Source organism: Trueperella sp. (assembly GCF_043424875.1).
GTDB lineage: Bacteria > Actinomycetota > Actinomycetes > Actinomycetales > Actinomycetaceae > Trueperella.
The window spans coordinates 14,213-29,325 of the sequence record NZ_JBHWPL010000021.1 but is presented as its reverse complement, the minus strand read 5'-3'; the positions used below and the strand labels follow the sequence as shown (position 1 = coordinate 29,325).

Annotated in this window: 11 protein-coding genes; all 11 read right to left on the bottom strand. The window is 66.5% G+C overall.

The window, feature by feature from the left end; translation table 11 throughout:
* Positions 1 to 452, bottom strand: a 452-nt coding sequence (locus ACHFFR_RS01635; RefSeq protein ID WP_394262526.1) for an aminoacyl-tRNA deacylase, incomplete at its 3' end; no start/stop codon positions are given.
* A gap of 109 nt (positions 453 to 561) precedes the next feature.
* Positions 562 to 1,794 carry a hypothetical protein gene (locus ACHFFR_RS01630; protein WP_394262525.1) on the bottom strand — a complete coding sequence of 411 codons (1,233 nt, stop codon included), beginning with the start codon at positions 1,792 to 1,794 and terminating at the stop codon, positions 562 to 564.
* A complete protein-coding gene (locus tag ACHFFR_RS01625) occupies positions 1,791 to 2,726 on the bottom strand; it encodes a cytochrome c biogenesis CcdA family protein (protein WP_394262524.1) in 936 nt (311 codons plus the stop codon). Before ACHFFR_RS01625 ends, ACHFFR_RS01630 begins: the two co-directional genes overlap by 4 nt.
* Before the next feature lie 2 nt (positions 2,727 to 2,728).
* Entirely contained in the window at positions 2,729 to 3,466 is a 738-nt protein-coding gene (locus ACHFFR_RS01620; RefSeq protein WP_394262523.1) for a DsbA family protein, read from the bottom strand.
* 154 nt (positions 3,467 to 3,620) lie between these two features.
* Positions 3,621 to 4,913 carry an MFS transporter gene (locus ACHFFR_RS01615; protein WP_394262522.1) on the bottom strand — a complete coding sequence of 431 codons (1,293 nt, stop codon included), beginning with the start codon at positions 4,911 to 4,913 and terminating at the stop codon, positions 3,621 to 3,623.
* A 124-nt stretch (positions 4,914 to 5,037) separates the two neighbouring features.
* Positions 5,038 to 5,958 carry an SDR family oxidoreductase gene (locus ACHFFR_RS01610; protein ID WP_394262521.1) on the bottom strand — a complete coding sequence of 307 codons (921 nt, stop codon included), beginning with the start codon at positions 5,956 to 5,958 and terminating at the stop codon, positions 5,038 to 5,040.
* Positions 5,959 to 6,115: 157 nt separating this feature from the next.
* On the bottom strand, positions 6,116 to 6,433 hold the full coding sequence (locus ACHFFR_RS01605) for a hypothetical protein (protein ID WP_394262520.1): 318 nt from the start codon (positions 6,431 to 6,433) through the stop codon (positions 6,116 to 6,118).
* On the bottom strand, positions 6,430 to 9,228 hold the full coding sequence (locus ACHFFR_RS01600; protein WP_394262519.1) for a cation-translocating P-type ATPase: 2,799 nt from the start codon (positions 9,226 to 9,228) through the stop codon (positions 6,430 to 6,432). Before ACHFFR_RS01600 ends, ACHFFR_RS01605 begins: the two co-directional genes overlap by 4 nt.
* A 199-nt stretch (positions 9,229 to 9,427) precedes the next feature.
* Positions 9,428 to 13,234, bottom strand: coding sequence for a phosphoribosylformylglycinamidine synthase (locus ACHFFR_RS01595; RefSeq protein ID WP_394262518.1), 3,807 nt, complete (start codon positions 13,232 to 13,234; stop codon positions 9,428 to 9,430).
* Complete coding sequence (purD, locus tag ACHFFR_RS01590; RefSeq protein ID WP_394262517.1) at positions 13,231 to 14,502, bottom strand: phosphoribosylamine--glycine ligase; 1,272 nt, start codon at positions 14,500 to 14,502, stop codon at positions 13,231 to 13,233. Before purD ends, ACHFFR_RS01595 begins: the two co-directional genes overlap by 4 nt.
* Positions 14,499 to 15,113: a phosphoribosylglycinamide formyltransferase gene (gene purN, locus ACHFFR_RS01585; RefSeq protein ID WP_394262516.1), complete on the bottom strand. Its 615-nt coding sequence runs from the start codon at positions 15,111 to 15,113 to the stop codon at positions 14,499 to 14,501. Before purN ends, purD begins: the two co-directional genes overlap by 4 nt.

The following is a 15,113-nucleotide window of genomic DNA, read 5'->3' as shown; positions in this document are numbered from 1 at the left end:
AGCTTTGAAATGTCGGCGACGATCGCGCCGACGTGGCCGATCAGATCATCTGCCGCCAGAACGAGGTTGACGCCCGGCTCTCCCGCGCCCAGCGATATGCGTTCGCCCCGCATCGATTCGTCGACGACGACGGGCATCGGCTTCGCAAGCCCGAACGGCGTAATCGTGCCCCGCTTGAACCCGGTGGCGCGTTCGGCCTCCTCTTGCGGAGCCAACGAGAGCCGAGATTCGCCGACGGCGTGGCGCAGCTTCTTCCAATCGATGACGTTATCGCCCGGGACGAGAACGATGAGGTACTTCCCCTCGCCCACGCGGACCACCATGGTCTTTTGAAGCTGGTGCGGTTCGACGCCGGACATCTCGGCGGCTTCGGCCAGCGAGGTGGGAATGCCGTGATAGATGACATCGACCTCGAATGGTGCGGCTTCGGCTGCCTCAATTGCTCGTGACACGGGATCGTCCTTTCGTGTGATTCGTGAGTGAGGTGGTGTGGCGCTGCGTGCGCTGTGGGGAGAGGTGCTGTGGGGTGGTGGGGTCGCGCTGCGGTGTGTGCGGTGCAGTCTACGGGGTATCCGGCCCTTCACCCGCCGGCCCTTCACCGACCATGCCATCGCCCATGCCCTCAACGGTGGCGATGATCAGCTCGCCGTTCTCGTCATAGAGCAGGCCGGCTCCCTCTGGCGAGATGTGTGCTGGCACGAGGATCGTGCCGGGCGTGCCGTCCACGTAGGCCATGGCAACGGCGCCGGTCAGGACGTTGTGAGCGCGGACGGTATCGCCCACGCGCAGGTACACAAACACGCCCCCGACCGTGGCGATCGACGTATCGTCAACCATCGCCTGCGACCACAGGAGGTTGTTCGTGGGATCAAACGAATGCAGGCCGGCGTCGTCGAGCACGATAAGCGTGCCGGACATCGGGTCCTCCCCCAGGTCCATCGCCCGCTCGATGAGAACCTCGCCGGTGGCGAGGTCAATGACCGGGCCGGGCCCGCCGTTGATGGACAGCAACCCGTATTTCTGGGCGGCCATCTCGTCGACCGAGCCACGCAGCTCGCTCGCCTCCCAGCCGTGCTCGCTCAGGCCAACGGACCACAGCACCTCCGGGCTCGTCGATGTGCGCGCGCTCAGTTCGTCGTTGTCGATGGAGAGAATGGTTCCGGAGAAATCGCCGAGGATGCGCGTGCCGGAGGCCTCGTCGAGGGCGACCGAGCCGTCGTCGGGATTGAGTGCCACGCGCGCGCCACCCTCGCCCATGAAATCCTCCGGGGGCGCGGCGAACACCAGGCCGGGGCCCTGGTACGGGCCGGGCACGTCGACCGGGCCCCACACGACCTCGCCCGTGTGGAGGTCGTAGGCAGTCGCGGAGTTCTGCGCGAGCGCCTCATCGGTGCTCTGCGTGTCGACGAGCACGGCCAGCGCCCGACCATCGCTCGTGTGCGCGAGCGTGAATCCGGTGCAGGACAGCGGCCGCTCCACCGACCACAGCACGTCGCCGGTGGCCGAAATCGCGGTGAACTCGAGGGCGTGCCCGGCGTCCTTCGCCCCCACGTACACTCCCGAGGCGTACTGCGCGGGCGTCGTCCACTCCGGGTCAATCACGGTCATTCCACTAAACGAGTTCGGCACGTTCATGGCGGATACGTCGACGACGGCGGGCTCGTCGGTCACCGTCTGTACCGTGCGATTGGGCTCGGCCTGGGATGTGGACTCATCGTCGACGGCGGACGAGCAGCCCGCCAGCCCGAGGCCGGCCGCGAGTGCGAGGGCGGCAAGGCGGGTGCGGGGTGTCATAGGGACTCCTGTCGGTCAGGCTTGCGGTGCGGTGTGTCGGGCGAGATCAGATTCGCGCCGGAGGTATCGGTTCCAAGGAATTGAGGCTGATCCTCGCTGGCCGAGTCCTCTGCGCGGGAGCGATATCGGAACCAGATCGCCAGGATCACCGCGGTGATCACGAGGATCGCGAGGATGTCGAAGATGGGGTTCGTGAGCACCTGCGCGGCGTTTTGCAGGCTGGCCTGCACGTCGAGCGGGATGAGCTCGGGCACGCCAACCAGGCCGTTGGTGCGCCAGAACAGGACGCCGATCGCCACGATGAGCGCGCCGGTCAGCACGGATGTCGTGTGAAATTCCCATCCGAAGACGGTGAAGGTGCGGCCGCGCAGAACCGACCGGCCGCGCTCGCCGAGCGGGCGCCACAAGAGCACGATAAGCAACAGCGGCACGACCATGCCCGCGCCATAGGTGGCGAGCAGCAAGCCGGCGGTCACGGTATTTCCGCTGGCGGCGGCCATGGTGAGAACCGCGCCCAGGATGGGCCCGGCGCAGAACCCGGCGACCCCCGACGTCGTGCCAAGAAGGAACGTCTTAGCGATGCCGGTCGCGCTCTTCGACTTGGACTGGCGGGCGTCCTGGCCCGGCATGAGCTTTCCCGGATCGAAGCCGAAGCCGAGGATCTGGGCCACGCCGAGCACGATGAGAAGGATCGAGGAGACGGTGATGAGCGTGTCGCGGTGCGTCACGAACAGCGAGCCGAAGGCGCCCGCCCCCATGCCCAGCGGCACGAGCACGACGAGCAGGCCGGCGTAAAAGACGACGGTGTGGAGCACGAGGCGCGGCCCGGAGTTCACCGTCGAGGCGAAGAACGCGGGCAGCAGCAACGCCGCGCACGGCGAGAGGAGGGCGAGAATCCCGCCCACAAATGCCGTGAGGAACCCGATGTCCACTCTTACTCCGAGGCGATGGCGGTTTCGACGGCGTCGATGAAGACGTGCGGGGGCTGCGCGCCCACGATCGGCTGACCGTTCACCGTGAACGACGGGGTGGAGAACACTCCGAACTCGAGCCCGGTCTGCATGTTCGCGTCCACAGCCTGGCTGACCTCGGCGGATGCGAGGTCGGCGGTGAACTGGTCGACGTCAAGGCCGACCTCCCCGGCGATTGCGATGAGGGACTCCTCGCTGAGTTCGGCGGGGCTGCGCAGCTCGCCGCCCGGGAAGAGCTGCTCGTGGTATTCCCAGAACATCCCCTGCTGGCCGGCGGCGTAGGCGGCGAGGGCGGCGCGGTGGGAATCGTCGCCGAAGATCGAGATGTCGTACCACTCGATGCGCAGCTGGCCGCTATCGACGTAGGGTTGGAGCGCGGGCAGGGTTTCGCCTGACCACTTGCCACAGAACGGGCACTGGTAATCCGAGAAGCCCACGAGAACCACGGGAGCATCCACAGCGCCCTTGGCGAGCGGATCACCCTCGATGCGCCGCTCGAGCTCCGCGTAATCCGGGGTGCCCGGCTGCTGGACGCCGCTTGGCGGGGTGGGGCCCTGAGCCGGCTCGACGGTGTTGACGGGCTCTTGCGCGTCGGCGCCGTCGCTTGCCTGCTGGCCGAGAATGTAGGCGATAAGCGCGACAGCGATGAGAACGACGACGATCGGCACACCCCACGTGAGTGCCTTCTTCTGCGTGGCCATAAACTCCCCTTGTTAACGAACGATGTTGTCTGACCCTAGCCAAGCCCGGCGTTAAATGGAATGATGCCGGATACATTTCGCCCACGGCACGCATGAACGTTGACACGTTGCGCGGTTCGGTTTTACGCCGGCGGCGCTTTGGTCCGCCGGCACACTAGCCCTTTGACACGTCGGGGAGCTTCGCACCCGCGAAGACCCCCACGAGACCCATCAACGCGAGGAAGAGGAGCGCCCAGTTGACGTGAGCGACGGCGAGCGCCGAGCTGACCGCACCGACGATAAGGAGGATGATGCCCATCGCCGAGTTCGAGACGGCCACGTAGGTGGTGCGCTGGTCGCCTTCGGCCATGTCCACGACGTACGTCTTTCGCCCGACCCGCACGCCCGTGTGCATGAACGTCAGCAGGAAATAGGCGACGACGAACAGCGCGGTTCCCATCCACCCCTCGCCGCTGAACGCGGGAATGGCCGCGAGCGCCACGGTGAGGATGACGACGGCGGAGGCGAAGCCTGCGCCCAGGCTCATGAGGGTCTTGCTCGATCGGTCTGCGAAGCGGCCAAAGGCTTGGCCTCCGAGCATGCGTGCCACGCCCGAGGCGAGGATGAAGCTACCCAGGCCAGCCAGACCGGAGGACCCCTGCTGGATCGAGAGCGTCACGATGAACGGCGGCGCGAGCGACGACACGAGGAGCAGGCTTCGAACGCCCACGAAATTGCGGAAAGGCTTGTCCTCGCGCAGCAGGCGAATAGAATCCCGGAACCATCCGGTGGAACCGGCCGCGTCGTCGTCGTTATCCTCCGCCTCGCCCGCAGGCTCCTTGATAAGCGAGTAGACGAGGGCAACGCCGAGCCAGAGCGCGCCGCCGACCACGAGGAACCAGCCGATTGCCGCGGCAGACAGATCCTCCCCGCCAAAGACGCGCACGGCGAGCCCCACGGTGATGGCCACGATTCCGCCGATTGTGGTGGACAGGCCGTTGATCTGGCCGCGCTCGCCCTTGGGGATTGTGCGGCCAAGGACGTCCTTGGATGAGATCGAGTTCAGGCACCGGCCAAGTGAGAACACGGCGAGCGCGGCGATGATCCAGAGGCCGGCGGTGAGTCCGGTGGCGAACGCGGCTGCGAGGGCCATGGCAAAGACGGAGGCCGCCTGAATGAGCGAGCCGACGACGAAGACCCACTTGCGATAGCGGACCTTGAGCACGAGCGGGGTGAGCGCGGCCTGCGGGAGCATGGATCCAGATTCCCGGATCGGCACGAGCAGGCCGGTCAGCGCCGCAGGGACGCCGAGAGCCGCGAACAGCCACGGCAACACGGTGGAGGCGTTGACGAGCTGATCGCCGGAGGATTGCAGCGCCTGAGCCGAGACCTGCTTGAGCCCGTTTGGGGCAACGTTGTCCTGCACCTCGGGAGGCAGGGCTTCCTCTGCCTCGTAACTGCGTTTCATTACGACTGAATAGATTTTCTCGGCCATGCTCATAAGCCAAGGTTATGCCACCGCGCCGACATTGCGACCGATAGCGCAACAAACGCCCCTGGCCAAGGGCGGCCAGGGGCGTTCGGGTGAGCCTTTACGGGGTCGGCCGTCCGCCGTTCACGTTAAGGGTCTCGCCGATCACGTAGCTGGACTCCGGCGAGGTCAGGAAGACGTACGCCGGCGCGAGCTCGACGGGCTGACCCGCGCGACCAAGCGGGGTGTCCCGGCCAAACTCCGGCAGCTTCTCCTTCGGCTGACCATCGGAGACCTGCAGCGGCGTCCAGATCGGCCCGGGCGCGACGGCGTTCACGCGGATTCCCTTGGGCGCGAGCTCCTGAGCCAGGCCCTTCGAGAAGTTGTTGATCGCAGCCTTCGTGGAGGCGTAATCAAGCAGGGGCACCGAGGGCGAGTACGCCTGAATCGAGGTCGAGTTCACGATCGTGGAGCCGGCAGGCATGTGCTTGAGCGCTTCCTGCGTGATTCGGTAGATCGCGTGAATGTTGACGTCGAACGTGTTGACCCACTGCTCATCGGGCAGATCCTCGAAATCCTCAACCGCGATCTGTCGGCCGGCGTTGTTGACGAGCGCGTCGAGACCGCCGAGGGCCTCCACGGCCTCCTCGACCAAGGTCGCGCACGCCTCGCGCGTGGCGAGGTCGCCTGGGAAGAGGTACGCCTTGCGGCCGGCGTCTTCAATCACGCCCTTCACGTACTGCGCGTCCTCTTCCTCCTCGGGAAGGTAGGACAGCGCCACGTCCGCGCCTTCGCGCGCAAACGCAATCGCCACGGCGGCTCCAATGCCGGAATCGGCGCCGGTGATGAGCGCCTTGCGTCCCTCGAGTCGGCCGGTGCCGCGGTAGGATTCTTCGCCGCGGTCGGTCTTCGGCTCGAGATCGGCGTCGAGGCCGGGTTCGGGCTGGTCTTGCTTCGGCGGTGAGATTTCTTCGAAACGGGTGACGGGATTGTCAAAGGTCAGTTGATCGTTCGTCATCTTCTGATCATCAGTACTTGCCATGAATGGTCTCCCTTGTCGTTGGTTCTGCCACTCTACGGACGCGCCCGCGCCCACCCAAGGGTCTTCACCTGTACGCGTAGGGGGTTCCAGTCTCGGCAAAGGCGCCATGCACGAAAGTCACCGACCTATTATGCCTGCACCCGCACCCGCGCAGTTGTTACTCCTGCGCGGCGAGGGCGACGACGTCGGCAAGGGCTTGGAGCCCGCCGCTGCGGTAGCTCTCCACCTCGCGCTCGCGCCCGGGAATCGGCCGATTGGCCCACACGTCCCGCAGGCGCTCCGCCTCGGCGAGAAGATCCTCGGCCTTCGAGCGCATGAGCTCGCCGAGCGCGGCCGTCTGCCCCTCCCAGAACTTTCCGGCGGGAAATGACTGGCCCGACTTTGAGATCACGCACGCGCTCGCGTCTCCCATGAGGCGGGCGTGCTGGTTCGCCGCCGCCATACGCAATTCTTTGATCTGATCGCGAGTAATCATGCACGCGACCTTCGGATGACCTTGACGATTTCCTCGAACATTAGAACTGCCGCTCCCGCGCCAATGGCCAGCGCCCAGTGCTGCCAGTGGAGCGATACCGCGCCGAACGCCGTCTGGAGCGGACCCCACTCGACCACCAACACCTGGGTGATGACCACGAACGCCACCGACGCCCACAGCCACTTATTCGTGAACAGGTGGTCGAACGCGGAATGCAGCTCGGATCGGGAATTGAACGCGTTGAACAGCTGCATGAACACAAGGGCCGTAAACACGGTGGTTCGCGCGGTGTCCAACTGCGCCTCGGCCGGCACGAGACCCTCGAAGCCGTTCACGAGCCCGCCCGGGAGCGTGAGGTCGTAGATGACGAGGGACAGGACGCCCATGACGAGGCCGATCGTGATGATCCGGCTCCACATCGCGCCGTCAATGATCCGGTCCGTCCTCTTGCGGGGCGTGCGGGTCATGACGTCGTCGATCTCCGGGTCCACGCCCATCGCGAGCGCCGGGCCGGAGTCGGTCACGAGGTTGATCCACAGGATTTGTGTTGCCAGCAGCGGCACGACGGTGGCGCCCGGATTGACGGGGTCCGCCAGGCCGATGACGCTCGCGAGCACCACGCCGAGGAACACCGTGGAGACCTCGCCCATGTTCGAGCTCAGCAGGTAGCGCATGAACTTCTTGATGTTGTCGAAGACCACGCGGCCCTGGCGAACAGCGGCGACGATCGTTGCGTAGTTGTCGTCGCCGAGGATCATGTCTCCGGCTTCCTTCGTCACCTCTGTGCCGGTGACGCCCATCGCCACGCCAATGTCCGCCGACTTGAGCGCGGGTGCGTCATTCACGCCGTCGCCCGTCATGGCGACGATGTGGCCATCGTCTTGAAGCGCGTCAACGATTTGGAGCTTGTGTTCCGGGGCCACCCGCGCGTACACATCGGTGTCCCGAGTTGTCGCGCGGCGAGCCGCCTCGTCCATCGCGTCGATCTCGGTCCCGGTCACCGCCGTCGGCGTCCTATCTCCCGAGACGTTGAGGTCCGCGGCTATGCGAGCCGCCGTGACGGGGTGGTCGCCGGTAATCATGACGGTTCGGATGCCCGCGCCGTGTGCGTGACGCATCGCGTCCGCGGCCTCGGGGCGCGGCGGATCGATAATGCCCGCCGTTCCGAGGTAAACGAGCGAGTGCTCGGATTCGCTCGTAAAGTCCGCCGCCTCGTCGTCGCTGGCCTTGCGATACGCGGTGCCGAGCGTGCGGTAGCCGTCCTTGGACAGGGACTCGACTGTCTCGAGCACCGCCTGGCGATGCTCGTCCGTGATCTCGATCGTCTCGTCCCCCACCTGCACGTAGTCGCAGAGGCTGACCAGCACGTCTGGCGCGCCCTTCGAGAACACGAAGGTGGCGCCCTCGCCACGGGCGAGCACGCTCATCATCTTGCGTTCGGAGGAGAACGGAACTTCGCCGAGGCGGTCAAAGCGGTCGACGACGGCGGTCGTGCCATCGAGCTTCGGTGCGCCGACGAGGAACGCGGCCTCCGTCGGATCACCGGTGATCTTCCACGAGCCAGACGAATTCGAGAGCTGCGCGTTATTGGCAAGCGCGCCAGCGACCACCGCGCGCCTGGCCTCGTCGAGCGCGCCGCCGTCCGTGGCGTTTACATCGCCGACCGGCTCGTAGCCCGTGCCCTCGAACGTGGTGGTGCCAGAAGGCGTCACCATCTCGCGCAGGGTCATCTCGTTCTTGGTCAGCGTGCCGGTCTTGTCGGAGCAGATCACCGAGGTCGACCCAAGCGTTTCGACCGAGTGCAGGCTCTTCATCACCGCGTTGCGCTTGGCGAGCTGCTGAACGCCGATCGCGAGGACGAGCGAGAGGATGGCGGGCAGCCCCTCGGGAACGGCCGCCACGGCGAGCGACACGCCCATGAGCAGGATGTCGACCGCTTCGTTGAGACTGCTTACCCCGTTGATGATCGCCAACGCGGCCATGACAATCAGCGCAATGACGATGACGAGGCCGCCAAGCATCTTCGAAATCTGGGCGATCTCTTGCTGGAGCGGGGAATCCTCGTCCTCCGTCTCGTCGAGCATGGAGGCAATCTTGCCCATCTCGGTGTCCATCGCGGTTCCGGTGACGACGGCTCGGCCAACGCCCGTGACCACGGCCGTTCCTTTAAAGACCATGTTCGTGCGGTCCCCGAGGCTCGCCTCCTCCTCGAGCGCCTCGGTCTGCTTCGTGACGGCCTCCGACTCGCCGGTCAGTGAGGATTCGAGGACTTGGAGAGAGGTGGCGCTGATGAGCCGGGCATCGGCGCCGACGGCGTCGCCCTCGTTGAGCACGAGAACGTCACCCGGGACGATGTCGGCAGACGCGACGTCGGTCAGCTCGCCGTCTCGCAGGACGGTGGAGTGAGCGGCGGTCATGTCCGCGAGCGCGGCCACCGCGTTTTCCGCCTTGTTCTCCTGGACGAAGCCGATGATCGCGTTGAGCACGACGATCACTCCGATGACAATCGCATCGACGGGCACGCCCGTGGCCCCGTCCGCCACCCACGCCACGATCGAGATAAGGATCGCGACGATCAAGAGGTAGATGAGTGGATCTTGGAACTGCTTGATGAACTTCTTCCACGCGGGCACCGGCGGCTTGCCGGTCAGTTCGTTTGGCCCGTACCGCTCGAGGCGGCTCGCGGCCTCGGCGGCCGTGAGCCCGCGTTTCGTATCAGTTCCCATGTCGCTAGCGACGCGTTCTGCTTCAGCGAGCGACGGCTGCCACTCATCGGTACGCGCGGGAGCGCTCACACTAGATTGATCGGACGTTGTTCTCACCCCGTAAATCTTCACTATGCTGCTCAATCTTTGCACTCCGCAGCGAGCTGGCGTGAGGAATTACGCCTTCGGGCAAGAATCTTTGCCGCAGGCGGAAGAGCGACGCACGGACGCGCGCAGCTTCTGCGCGGAGGGATATCTTCTGCGCAGGAAGGTGCAGCGACGCTTGGACCTAGGCGAAGAACGCGGCGGCGGACTCGAAGAGCCTCATGTCGAACTCGCCCGGAATGTTGCGGTAGAGGCCTGAGCCGATGCGCTCGGCGTGACCCATCTTGCCGAAGATGCGTCCGTCCGGTGAGGTTAGGCCCTCCACGGCGAGTAGCGAGCCGTTCGGGTTGTCCGGCGTCGCGAGCGTCGGCTTGCCGTCGAGGTCAACGTACTGGGTAGCGAACTGCCCTGCCTTAGCGAGCGCGACGATCTCGGCCTCGTCCATCGTGAACCGGCCCTCGCCGTGCGAGATCGGCACGTTGTAGACCTCGCCGGACTTCACTCCCGCGAGCCACGGGCTGAGCGTTGATGTCACCTTCACGCGCGCGATGTGCGACTGGTGGCGCCCGATCCGGTTCAGCGTCAGCGTGGGCGAGGTGGCGGTCGGCTCCGTGATCGTGCCGTACGGGACCAGGCCGAGCTTGATGAGGGCCTGGAAACCGTTGCAGATGCCCAGCATGAGGCCACCGCGGTTATCCATGAGGTCGCTGATCGCCTCGGAGACCTCCGCGTTGCGCAAGAAGGACGTCATGAACTTCGCCGAGCCGTTCGGCTCATCGCCGCCTGAGAAGCCGCCGGGCAAGACGATCGCCTGCGCACGTCCAGCCACCTGGGCGAACTCCTCGATCGAGCGCTCGATGTCCTCCACGTCGCGATTGCGGATCACGAAAATCTCCGCATCCATGCCCGCGCGCTCCACGGCTCGCGCCGTGTCGTACTCGCAGTTCGTGCCCGGGAACACCGGGATGAGAACCTTCGCCGACGCAGATCCGCTGGTTGGTCCAGCCGCGACGCCTGCCTGATCAGCGACGCCGGCCCGATCGGCAGGCCGTGCGGAAGTCTGAGCGGCGCGTGCGCGGTCGATAGCGGCTTGATCGACCAGATCTTGGAGCTCAGCGGCGCTGATGCCACCGGCCTCGACGCCGTCTTGGTCCACGGTGGCGGGATACACGTCGCTCAGGGCGCCGTTGTAGATCGCGCGCAGCTCTTCCACGCTCACCACGTCATCACCGCGGCTAAATTCGCCGTCGGTCACCTCCCCCAGGTACTCGCCGACGATCGGGTCCGCGTTCGCCGCCCACGCGAGAACGATGGATCCGTACGGAACGTCGAGGACGGCGTCGTCGGAGAATGCGAGGCCGCGGCGCTCGCCGATGCCCATCTTGAAGACCGCCTCGCGGATGCCGCCAAAGCCGACGGCCCACGCGCCAACGACCTCGCCCGAGCGCAGCAGTTCATTCACGCGCGCGAAGTTTGCGAGGAGCGATTTGCCCGTGGGAAGCCCGTCGAGTGAGCCGTCGCCGAGGTCGGGGACGATCACGGTGACCGGTGCGCCGACGGGCCCGAGCTGCGGGGCAACGATATCGCCGACCCGCTGGGTGGTCACGGCGAAGGAGACGAGGGTGGGCGGGACGTCGAGCTCTTCGAAGGAGCCGGACATCGAATCCTTGCCGCCGATCGCGCCCACGCCGAGTTGGAGCTGCGCCTCGAGTGCGCCGAGAAGTGCGCCGACGGGCTTGCCCCAGCGCGCCGGATCCTCGCCGAGCGCCTCGAAATACTCTTGGAAGGAGAGGTAGACGTCGGTCATGTCCGCGCCGGTCGCCACGAGCTTGGCCACCGATTCGACCACGGCCGCGTAGGCGCCGCGATACTGGTCAGCCGACATGAGGTCGGGGTTGTACCCCCACGACATGAGCGAGCAATCCTCCGTCTCGCCGCGCACGGGCAGGCGGTGGACCATCGCCTGGATCGGGGTCTCCTGATGAGTTCCGCCGAACGGCATGAGCACGGTGCCGGCGCCGACCGTCGAGTCGAAGCCCTCGGACAGGCTCTGCTTGGAGGCCACGTTGAGATCCCCGACGGTCTCGCGCATCGAGTCAGCGAAGCCGGTTGCGCCGTGTGGCTCCCCCTCCGCAGCGTCGGCATCGGCCGCACGCACGTGGGCGGTGGCCGACTTGGATGCACCGTTCGTGTCGAGGAAGGCGCGCGAGAGATCCACGATGGGCGCGCCGCGCCAGTACATCGTCATGCGCGCGTCGTCGGTAACCGTGGCGATCGGAGTCGCGCTCAGGTTTTCCTCGGCTGCCAGCTCGATCACGCGGTCGACGTCGTTAGCCTCCACGACGATCGCCATACGCTCCTGCGATTCGGAGACGGCGATCTCGGTGCCGTCCAGACCCGCGTACTTCGTGGGAACCACGTCGAGGTTGATATCGAGGCCGTCGGTCAGTTCGCCCACGGCCACCGAGACGCCGCCCGCGCCGAAGTCGTTGCAGCGCTTGATCGCCAGCGAGAACTCGGGGTTACGGAAGAGCCGCTGGAGCTTGCGCTCCTCGGGCGCGTTGCCCTTTTGGACCTCTGCGCCGGCCAGCTCGACGGACTCGACCGTCTGCTCCTTCGACGAGCCGGTGGCCCCGCCAATTCCGTCGCGGCCAGTTGCCCCGCCCACGAGAACCACGACGTCGCCCGGCGTCGGCTCCTCGCGCCGCACCTGAGCCTCGGGGACGGCTGCGATGACGGCGCCGAGCTCCATGTGCTTGGCCTCGTAGCCGGGGTGGTAGATCTCGTCGACGATGCCGGCTGCCAGACCGATCTGGTTGCCGTAGCTGGCATTGCCGGCGGCGGCCGTCTGGGCGATCGTGCGCTGGGGAAGCTTGCCCTCGCGGGTCTGCGAGATCGGCACCCGCGGGTCCGAGCCGCCCGAGATTCGCATGGCTCCGTACACGTAGCCGCGGCCCGAGAGCGGATCGCGGATGGCGCCGCCCACGCACGTGGCCGCGCCGCCGAAGGGTTCGATCTCCGTGGGGTGATTGTGGGTCTCGTTCTTGAACAGCAGGAGCCAGGGGGCGCTCTCGCCGTCCTCGCTCACGTCGATCTTCACCGTGCAGGCGTTGATCTCGTCAGAAATATCGAGGCGCTCGAGCTGGCCGCGAGCGCGCAGCGCCTTCGCGCCGATTGTGCCCATGTCCATGAGGGAGATCGGCTTGGTGCGGCCGAGCTCCTCACGAAGGCCGATGTAGTTCTCGTAGGCGAGCTTGACGGCCGGGTCCGCGAAATCGATGCCGGTGAGCTCGGTATTAAAGGTGGTGTGGCGGCAGTGATCCGACCAGTAGGTGTCGATCACCTTCATCTCCGTGACCGTGGGATCGCGATCCTCGGATGCGAAGTAGTCCCGGCACAGCGCCAGATCTGCCAGATCCATCGCCAAGCCGAGCTCCTCCAGCGCGCCCGGCAGGGCGTCGTCGCCAAGGTCCTTGAAGCCCTCGAGCACGGCGACGTCGGCGGGCTCGGCCGTGTCCACCGAGAGAGTCTCGGGCAGGTCGAACCCGGCCTCGCACGACTCGACGGGGTTGATGAGGTAGGCCTTCGCGGCGGCGACGTCCGCGTCCGTAAGCTCACCTTCGAGCACGTAGACGATCGCCGAGCGCACGAGCGGGCGATCCACGGTGAAGCTCATCTGGATGCACTGGGCGGCCGAATCGGCGCGCTGGTCGAATTGGCCGGGCAGGAACTCCACGGCGAACACGCGCGGATCCGTTGCGTCCACGCCGGCTGCCTCGAGCGAGTCGTACGTGACATCCACGGGCGGGTCAGAGAAGATCCCCGGGATCGAGCCGCGGAACTCGGCCTCCCCCAGCCCCTCGGCGTCGTACCTATTCACAATCCGCACGCCGCTCACGGGCAGGCCGAGCACGCCGTGTAACTCGACGGCGAGCGCTCTAGCCTCCTGGTCTTCGCCGGGGCGCTTTTCAACGTAGATGCGGTACATCATCGAACCTCCAGGGCTGCGGCGCCGATATCGCGCCGGTAGTGGGCATCGGGGAATTGGACGAGGTCGACCCGCTCGTAGGCGAAGTCGAGGGCTTCTTTGAGGGTCGGAGCCACCGCGCGCACACCCAGCACGCGCCCGCCCGACGTGGTGAGCTGCGAGTCCGGATCCGCCGGGTCGGCGAGCTTTGCCCCAGCGACGACGACGAACGGCTCGGCCACCGGGTCGATCGTCACGGGATCGCCGGTGCGGGCTGCCAGCGGGTAGCCGTACGAGCACACGACCACGCAGGCCGCGGCCTCCTCGGAAAACTCCACGAGATCCGACCTGAGCGTGCCGGCGGTGCAGGCCATCATCGCGTCGATGAGGCGGCTGGTCATGAGCGGCAGGACCACCTGCGTTTCGGGATCGCCAAAGCGGGCGTTGAACTCGATGACCTTCGGGCCGCTCGCCGTGAGAATCAGTCCGGTGTAGAGGCAGCCTCGGAACGGGACGCCATCGGCGGCCATGCCGGCGATCGTGGGGCCAATGATGTCGCGCTCCACGACCTTCGCGACGTCCGCCGTGTAGAACGGGTTCGGGGCGATCGTGCCCATGCCACCGGTGTTCGGGCCGGTGCCGCCGTCGTAGACCTGCTTGTGATCCATCGCCGAGACCATGGGCACGAAGGTCGCACCGTCAGCGAAGGCGAGTACGGTGACTTCTGGGCCCACGAGGAATTCTTCGATGACGATCGTGGCGCCCGCGAGCCCGAACTTGCCGCCGAGGCAGTCGCTGATCGCCGTCTCTGCCTCCTCGCGGTTGGCCGCGACCACCACGCCCTTTCCAAGGGCGAGGCCATCGGCTTTGACGACGATCGGATAGTCGCACTTATCGAGGTAGGCGATGGCTGGCTCTTCGGCGTCGAACACGGCGTAGGCGGCCGTAGGGATCTCGTGGCGATCCATAAAGTTCTTCGCGAACGACTTCGACCCCTCGAGGCGGGCTGCCCCCGCCGTCGGGCCGAACGCGGGTATGCCCGCGGCGTCCAGCGCGTCCACGGCGCCGAGCACGAGCGGGTCATCCGGCGCGACGACGACGTAATCCACCCGCTGGTCCTGCGCGAGGCGAACGATCCCGTCGATGTCGATCGCTGCCACGTCGAAGCACGGCACGAGCCGGGCGATGCCGCCGTTACCGGGGGCGGCGATGACGTCCGCTCCGCCGTCGTCGAGCAGTTTCTTGATGATCGCGTATTCGCGGCCTCCCGAGCCGACAACCAGGATCTTCATCGATGTCCTTTCGGTGCGCTGGCGGGCTGACCCGCGAGCGAGGTGGCAAGGTCTTGTGTGGCGCGCGGCAGGAGGACCCATTCGGCCTCTTCCATGACGCGGCGCTGCAGAGTTTCAGGGGTGTCGCCGGGCTCGACGCCCACCGCTTTCTGGGCGAGGATCGGCCCGCCGTCGGCCTCCTCGGTGACGCGGTGGACTGTGGCGCCAGTGATGCGTACGCCGCGCTCGAGCGCCGCCTCGTGGACTTTCAAGCCGTACCAGCCCGGCCCCGAAAACGCGGGAATGAGCGAGGGATGCACGTTGATCATGCGTCCCTCGTATGCGGCCACGACCTCCGGTGGCAGCACGGTGAGGAAGCCGGCGAGGACGACGGCGGCGATGTCGGCGCTATCGAGGGCGGCGAGCAGGTCACGGGCGAATGTTGGGCTGGTGCGGTCAAGGGTGAGGGCCTCAATACCCGCGGCCTCGGCGCGCTGGATGGCAAAGCAGCCGGCGCGATCGGCGACGACGAGGCGCAGGTTCGCGGCGGGAAGCTGCCCGGCATCGCGGGCATCGATGAGCGCCTGGAGATTCGTTCCGCCCCCAGACACAAGCACCGCAACGTTCACCAC